Raw genomic sequence first — 7,486 nt, forward strand, 5'->3', positions numbered from 1 at the left:
CCGATATGGATGCCGAGCTCGTATCCTTCACCGATCAGATCGTGGCCGCGATTGTCCAGCGTCAAGTCAATGCTGACATCCGGATTTTCACGCAGATATCCGGCAATCACGGGCACGAGCTTCTCGCTGCCGAAGCTGACGGGAGCAACCAGGCGCAATTGGCCGCGTGGGCTCGCCTGGAGCTCCGATGCACTTGCTTCGGCGAGAGCCATCTCCGCCAGAACCGCCTTGCAGCGCTCATAATAGAGCTTGCCGACCTCGGTGAGTTGGTGACGACGCGTGGTGCGGTGAAGCAGCCGCGCGCCCAGGCGCTGCTCGATCAACCGCACATGCTTGGCGACCATCGTCGGCGATACGTCGCTGATATCGGCGGCGGCAGCAAAGCTGCCATGTTCCACAACCCTGACAAACATTTCCATACCGGCCAGCTTGTCCATAATTCCTAACCTCTGGGTTCTGAATGAACATCCCGTCGCGCTATTTATCTCGAGATCAGTCTGTAGAACACTCCGAAGCGCCCGACCTGGGCTGTTCCTATGGAGATTGACATGCCGATATTGAGACTTGAGATGCATCCGGGGCGGACGCCTGAGCAGAAGCGGAATTTCGTCCGCGAGGCGACGAAGGTCGTCGCCGAAACCCTCGTATGCCCACCGGAGTCGGTCGAAATCATCATCACGGAAGTGGCAAAAGATGCCTGGGCGACGGCAGGAAAGTTGAAGTCCGACAACACCTGATATGTGATCCACAACTCACAAAGGCTCCCGCAGCATTGAATTGTTGCGGGATCTCAACAGATCGGAGCGGCGGAGCGCCCGAGGCGCGCTCAGGATTTGCCGTTATCGGGCACGCATTGCTGAACTTCGCAATCGTCAGTGTTGGCGTATTTCTGGCATTCCCGTATGGCCCGGCTCTCGGCCGCCTTTTCATTGGCATAGTTGCTGCTCCAGCCCTGGGCGCCATCGCTGGCGGTGGCGACGCAGCTCCAGGCAAAGGCGGTGGAAGAAATCGCGGTGATCGCCGCGGCAGAAACAACGGAAAGCAGGAAGGCGCGCATGCTGTAGCTCCTTGCGATTGCTTTGATGAAATTGCTTTACGTCAATCGGTACACCGCGAGAAGACCGCCAGCCGATACACCCAAGAATAGTCAGACTGCCTCTCCGTTGCCTGCGCCCGTCTGCCGCCTTTAGAATCATTGCAATCCGCCCTTGATGTCCCTAAAACCACGGCCATCCCGAACCCTTCGAAAGGCTTTCCCATGGCCGGTGATCTCTTTCCGCTCGGCGAGGACAGGACGTCCTACCGCAAGCTCACCTCCGACTACGTCTCCGTCGACACATTCAAGGGCCAGGACATCCTGACCGTCGAGCCGGAAGGCATGCGGCTGCTCGCGGAAACCGCCTTCGCCGACATCAATCATCTGCTGCGCACCGATCACCTGAAGCAGCTCGCGTCGATCCTGGACGACCCGGAAGCCACCGCCAATGACCGCTTCGTCGCCTATGACTTGCTGAAGAACGCCAATATCGCCGCCGGCGGCGTGCTGCCGATGTGCCAGGACACCGGCACCGCGATCATCATGGGCAAAAAGGGCCGCCGCGTCTGGACCGAAGGCGGCGACTACGAAGCGCTCGCCCACGGCGTCATGGACGCCTATCTCAAGAAGAACCTGCGCTATTCGCAGCTCGCGCCCATTTCGATGTTCGAAGAGAAGAACACCAAGAACAATCTGCCGGCCCAGATCGACATCTATGAGGAAGGCACGGATGACTATGAATTCCTGTTCGTCGCCAAGGGCGGCGGCTCGGCCAACAAGACCTATCTCTACCAGGGCACGCCGTCGCTTCTGACGCATGACCGTTTGGTCGCTTTCCTCAAGGACAAGATCCTGTCGCTCGGTACCGCGGCCTGCCCGCCCTACCATCTTGCCATCGTCATCGGTGGCACCTCAGCCGAGATGAACCTAAAGACGGTGAAGCTCGCTTCGACCCACTATCTCGACGAATTGCCGACCGAAGGTTCTGAAGGCGGGCACGCGTTCCGCGATGTCGAAATGGAAAAGGAAATCCACAAGCTGACGCAGAGCCTCGGCGTCGGCGCGCAATTCGGCGGCAAGTATTTCTGTCATGACGTGCGCGTCATCCGCCTGCCCCGCCACGGCGCTTCGCTGCCGATCGGGCTCGGCGTCAGCTGTTCCGCCGACCGCCAGGCCAAGGGCAGGATCACCAGGGACGGCATCTTCCTCGAAGCGCTGGAAACCGACCCGTCGAAATTCCTGCCGGAGGTCGAGGATCGCCATCTCGACGATGATGTCGTCAAGATCGATCTCAACCGGCCGATGGCGGAAATCCTCGCCGAACTGACGAGATATCCGATCAAGACCCGGCTGTCGCTCACCGGCCCGATCATCGTCGCCCGCGACCTGGCGCACGCGAAAATCCGCGCCCGCCTCGAAGCCGGCGAAGGCATGCCGGACTATTTCAAGAACCATCCGATCTACTATGCCGGTCCGGCAAAGACCCCTGCCGGCTACGCCTCGGGCTCCTTCGGCCCCACCACCGCCGGACGCATGGACTCGTATGTCGACCAGTTCCAGTCCTTCGGCGGCTCTATGGTCATGCTCGCCAAAGGCAACCGGTCGCGGGCAGTGCGTGAAGCCTGCGCCACCCATCACGGCTTCTATCTCGGCTCGATCGGCGGCCCGGCGGCGCGGCTTGCCAAGGACTGCATCAAGAAGGTCGAAGTGGTGGAATACGCCGAGCTTGGCATGGAGGCGATCTGGCGGATCGAAGTCGAGGATTTCCCCGCTTTCATCGTCATCGACGACAAGGGCAATGACTTCTTCAAGGAATTGAACCTCGAATAGTTCTGACGCCAGGGCCAGCCCCACTATCATGGTGGGGCATGGCGCCTGTCCAAAGGGGCTGGAATCGACATGACAAATATCATTTTTGTCTCGGATCAAGTCGAATCTGTGCTTAAGTACGAACTCAAAACATTGAATTGCCTGCTTTTCCTCTTTCGAAGTGACCCAACATTAACCGTTTCCCAATACTTGAGCGCTAAAACAAACGGTGGGCATGGATGTTAGGGAGCTCACTGATGAACATGGCGCAGCCTCAGCAAAAGGTGCAGGTGCCGGATATTGCCGCACAGGTGACCTATGCCATGCGCCAGATGGGTGTCTCGCCGATTCCCCGCAATTATGAGCTCTTCTATGAAGCCTATATTGGCTCCAACCCGAAGCTGACCAAGGAACTGGCGGCGCTTGGCACGCGCGCGACGCAGGAAGAGTTGGACGCCATCGGCGCACAATATTTCGGCCATCAGCAGGCCAATGTCGTCGACAGCGCCCATTCCAAGATGCTCAAGGATCTCGAAGGCCTGGTCACGCTGCTCCGGCAGGAGCACACCTCGCTCGAAAGCTACAACAAGCTGCTTGGCGACACCTATTCGCGAATTACTTCCAAGAGCGCGGCGAGCGCCGACCTGCTCAACAGCGCCATCACTCTGCTCTCCGACGCGACCGATTCGAAGATGGTCGGCAACCAGGTGACCGCCGACGGCATCGAGACGAAGTCGCGCGAGATGGAGGACGTCCGCAAGGAACTCGAAGAATATAAGCGCATCGCCAACACCGACTCGCTGACCCGCCTGTTCAACCGCCGCGCCTTCGACGAGCGGCTTGCCGCCGTGTTCAACAACCAGTTCGGTCGCAACACGACGACGGTGATCCTCGGCGATATCGACCATTTCAAGAAAATCAACGACACGTTCGGCCATCCGGTCGGCGACAAGATCCTCGCCACTGTCGGCAATGTCATCAGGTCCAATGTCCGCAAGGACGTCTTCGTCGCCCGCACCGGCGGTGAGGAATTCGCCATCATCCTGGAAAACACCTCGGTGGAGGAAGCGGCGTCGGTGGCCGAACGCGTCCGCCGTTCGCTGGAGTCGACGCCGTTCAAGAACTCCAAGACCGGCGTCAACTACGGTCCGGTAACGCTGTCACTCGGCCTCTGCCTCGCCGCCGAAGCCGAGAACCCGCAGGAACTCTATCAGAAAGCCGATGTGGCGCTGTATGCCGCCAAGAGCAATGGCCGCAACTGTTGCATGGTCTTCGAGGACGGAATGAAGAAAGAGCTTTCCAAGAGCTGGCTGCTTTATAAAAAATAATTAAGCCTACACTCCACTCACACTTAAGCCGGCCTCTCGCCGGCTTTTTTATTTTCACGAACGGGCGCTTGCAACCTTATCCATAGCCATTTATATAACGTGTTATATAAATGGCTATGAGCTTCTCCTCATGAACGACGTGGTCCGCACATTCGGCTACCTGGCACTCGGCACGCGGCTGAAACGGCTCGGCGAAAGGCTGTAGGCCGAAACACAGAAGCTGATCGACGGCCACGATGGGGTCACGATCATTGCCAGCCAATTTCCCTATCTTGCGGCCGTGGACAAGCTCGGCCCGCTCACGATCGGCGAGCTTGCAGACGCGCTCGGCGTCAGCCAGCCAGCCGTGACCCGGACAGTCATGCAGCTGGTCGATGCGGGGCTGCTCACCGCGGAGCCTGCGCCCGACGACCAGCGGCGGCGTGTCATCAATCTTTCCGCCGGGGGCGAGCAGTTGATCGAACGCGCCGCCAAAACCGTCTGGCCCGCGATAGATGCGGCAGTCCGCGACCTCTGTGGCGACTTGGAAGGTCCATTTCTCGACCAGTTGGCCGCCATCGAGGACGGCCTCGACGAACAACCCCTCGCTATCAGAGCGCAGCGGCTTTCATAGAAGGAGCAACGGATATGACCTCCATACTCGACCGGCCGGGCTGGAGCGCTCTCGACACCCGCCATGCAGAACTCGCAATCGGCAACGGTCTCGCGCGACGCTATGGCCCTGGCGTCAGCTCGTTTGCCGCCACTGCCGATGATGAACCGGAAAGTCTCGAAGCATTGGCGGCACTTGCCCGCCCCGGCGAACCGATGATCCTCGCCCAGACAGGCCAGATCGGCCTTCCGAACGGCTTTCGTACGGCAACAACCACGCCGCTGGTGCAGATGATCCTAGAGCACCCGATCGATCCGATCGCCGATCCGCGTATCGTTCCCCTTGGCTGGCCGGATGCGGAAGAGATGCTTGCGCTGGCGACATTGACGAAACCAGGCCCGTTCACGTTGAAGTCGCAGGCGCTCGGCGCTTTCTGGGGCATCCGGGATGATGGCAGGATCGTCGCCATGGCGGGCGAACGGTTGAAACAGCCGGCTTCGTCGAATTGTCCGGCGTCTGTGTCCATCCGGATTTCAGGGGCCGCGGTCTTGCCAGGGCATTGTCGCAATTCGTTTCGCAACAGATCATGGCTGCGGGCGACACGCCTTACCTGCATACTTTCTCAGGCAACGCACCGGCGATAAGCCTTTATGAATCCCTCGGTTTCCGCCACCGCGCCGATCTCACCGTGGTTGCGATCGTGCCCGACGCATAGGCCAGTCCGCCATCCCAAGCGCGCGGGCCTCTATTGCCAGACACACTGTAAATCTCGCAAATTTTATTCAAATTAACCATGTTCCCAAGGAAACAGCGACCGCGTCTTGCCCGGTCTACAACACCTCCATCGAACAACGGGATGAGGCGCGGCCAGGGCGAAAACGGCCCCTCTCCCCAACCGAACGGAGAGACTGAAATGAACAAGATGATCGCATTCCTTGCCGCCTCGCTGACCGCCGCCATGATGTTTACCGCTCCGGCCCATGCAGGCTTCCTGCTGTTCGGCAAGGAAAAGACCCACACCGACGCACAGTTGGCCTCGCTGTCGACCAACGCCAACAAGCAGGGCTGGATGCAGTTGCTCGGCGACGACAAGCCGGTCAAGGCGAAGAAGAAGGCTGACATCAACACTTCGCCGATCGGCCGCAAGCTGGTTGCCTTCGACCCCACTGTTCCCGTCGGCACGATCGTCATCGTCAATTCCGAGCGTCGCCTCTACCACGTGATCTCCAAGGGCCTCGCCATTTCCTACGGCGTCGCCATCGGCAAGGAAGGCTTCAACTGGACCGGCACCGAGACGGTCACCGCGATGACCGAATGGCCGACCTGGACTCCCCCGAAGGAAATGCGCGAACGCGAAGCCAAGAAGGGTCATATCCTGCCGGAAAAGATGGAAGGCGGCCTCACCAACCCGCTCGGTGCCCGCGCCATGTATCTCGGCTCAAGCGAATTCCGCATCCACGGCACCAACCAGCCGCTCTCGATCGGCCATGCCGCCTCTTCCGGCTGCTTCCGCATGGCCAACGAGGATGTCGAACACCTCTATGCCAGCGTGACCATCGGCACCAAGGTGATCATTCGCGACTGAAGGATTTCGAACTCGTAGAAAAGCCGGCCATGTGCCGGCTTTTGCTGTTTTGTGGTTGAGACGCATTCACCGGAGTGGCATTTCACCGCTCGCCATCAGAAAAAGAATCCGTCGTGCGACGCCGCATGCTGTGCGATCCCATCGAAGATCGATGAGAACTCCCACTGATCCTGAATGACGCCGCTTCTGTGCGACGTCGGCTCGTGATCGGTCGTGTCCTTGGTCGCTGCAATGTCGCGCGGCAGTTCCCACATGCCGATGCCGGTGATCCATGGCGTCTTGGCGGCAAAGGCTGTCACTTCGCGTGCATCTTCCAGCGTGAACACTTCGCTGGTCTTCGGGTTCTGCCAATTGTCGTTCTGGCCGATCATCGGCGTGATGGCGATCTTGACGTCGTCCATGCCGAGCTTGAGCAATTGCTTGTGTACCGCCTTGGCCGCATCGATCGCATTCTCCCCCATGTCGGGATGCTTTTCGCCAGTGAAATAGTCCATGGCCATGATATTGACGACGTCGAGATCGACATGGTCGGCCTTGGCCTGCTTGAGAATGCCGAGCACATTGCCGCCGGTATAGCTCGTATCATGCGGCAGCCCGTTCGGCTGGGTGGCGATGGTGAAGCTGACCTGGAGATCGGGATTGGCGGCCTTCAGCTTGTTGATCGCCAGATCGCGCAGATGGTTGGCCGCCTTGTCGGCAACGACATCGTAGAGATCGCCCTCGTCGCCCGTGATCGTGTCCGGCTCGATGTCGAAGTCGAGATGGTCGACGCCATAGGTATCGATCCCCGATTGGTATTCTGAGGTGAGCGTCTTCAGCGCAGTATGGTCGGCCTGCGCCTTGGAATAATCATCCGGCCCATCCTGCAGGTTCTCCGAATATTGGTTGGCGATCACAGCCACGTCGCGGCCGCCAAAACCGCCGAACGAGATCGTCACCGTGCCGCCATCCGCCTGGATCGCATCGACCTGCTGGGCAATCTTTTGCGTCGACAACGCATCCGGATCGAGCCCGCCCCAGCTCAGCGTCGGCACCTCGCCCTGATTCAGATGGGCATCCGCGCCCGACCCGTCGAGCTGTGAATCCTGGCCTTGCATGAAAGCCAGCGTAAAATCGCTGAGCCCCGACTGATGCGC

Annotated in this window: 8 protein-coding genes and 1 pseudogene; 6 read left to right on the forward strand and 3 right to left on the reverse strand. The window is 59.6% G+C overall.

Annotated features, from left to right (window positions below; genetic code table 11):
- On the reverse strand, positions 1-437 hold a 437-nt coding region (locus tag AC1D06_RS40935; protein ID WP_477991167.1), incomplete at its 3' end, for a LysR family transcriptional regulator.
- Between the two features lie 111 nt (positions 438-548).
- Here AC1D06_RS40935 and AC1D06_RS40940 point away from each other — a divergent pair.
- Positions 549-737: a 4-oxalocrotonate tautomerase gene (locus tag AC1D06_RS40940; protein ID WP_477876700.1), complete on the forward strand. Its 189-nt coding sequence runs from the start codon at positions 549-551 to the stop codon at positions 735-737.
- An 89-nt stretch (positions 738-826) separates the two neighbouring features.
- On the opposite strand, the gene AC1D06_RS40945 is transcribed toward AC1D06_RS40940, so the two are convergent.
- Positions 827-1,057 (reverse strand): hypothetical protein, encoded by a 231-nt coding sequence (locus AC1D06_RS40945; protein ID WP_477876701.1) that lies wholly within the window; start codon positions 1,055-1,057, stop codon positions 827-829.
- 201 nt (positions 1,058-1,258) lie between these two features.
- Here AC1D06_RS40945 and AC1D06_RS40950 point away from each other — a divergent pair, with 201 nt between their 5' ends.
- The 5 genes and pseudogenes from AC1D06_RS40950 to AC1D06_RS40970 all read left to right on the forward strand — a co-directional run bounded on the left by AC1D06_RS40950 (position 1,259) and on the right by AC1D06_RS40970 (position 6,350).
- On the forward strand, positions 1,259-2,866 hold the full coding sequence (locus tag AC1D06_RS40950) for a fumarate hydratase (protein WP_477991169.1): 1,608 nt from the start codon (positions 1,259-1,261) through the stop codon (positions 2,864-2,866).
- Between the two features lie 236 nt (positions 2,867-3,102).
- Positions 3,103-4,173, forward strand: coding sequence for a GGDEF domain-containing protein (locus AC1D06_RS40955; RefSeq protein WP_477876703.1), 1,071 nt, complete (start codon positions 3,103-3,105; stop codon positions 4,171-4,173).
- 220 nt (positions 4,174-4,393) lie between these two features.
- Positions 4,394-4,786: a MarR family winged helix-turn-helix transcriptional regulator gene (locus AC1D06_RS40960; RefSeq protein ID WP_477991173.1), complete on the forward strand. Its 393-nt coding sequence runs from the start codon at positions 4,394-4,396 to the stop codon at positions 4,784-4,786.
- Positions 4,787-4,800: 14 nt separating this feature from the next.
- A pseudogene (locus AC1D06_RS40965) lies at positions 4,801-5,480 on the forward strand (GNAT family N-acetyltransferase).
- Positions 5,481-5,678: 198 nt separating this feature from the next.
- Positions 5,679-6,350 (forward strand): L,D-transpeptidase, encoded by a 672-nt coding sequence (locus AC1D06_RS40970; protein ID WP_477876706.1) that lies wholly within the window; start codon positions 5,679-5,681, stop codon positions 6,348-6,350.
- A gap of 95 nt (positions 6,351-6,445) precedes the next feature.
- On the opposite strand, the gene AC1D06_RS40975 is transcribed toward AC1D06_RS40970, so the two are convergent.
- A partial coding sequence (locus AC1D06_RS40975) for a glycosyl hydrolase family 18 protein (protein WP_477991171.1) occupies positions 6,446-7,486 on the reverse strand: 1,041 nt, incomplete at its 5' end.

Source organism: Rhizobium sp. P2_G2 (genome assembly GCF_056403555.1).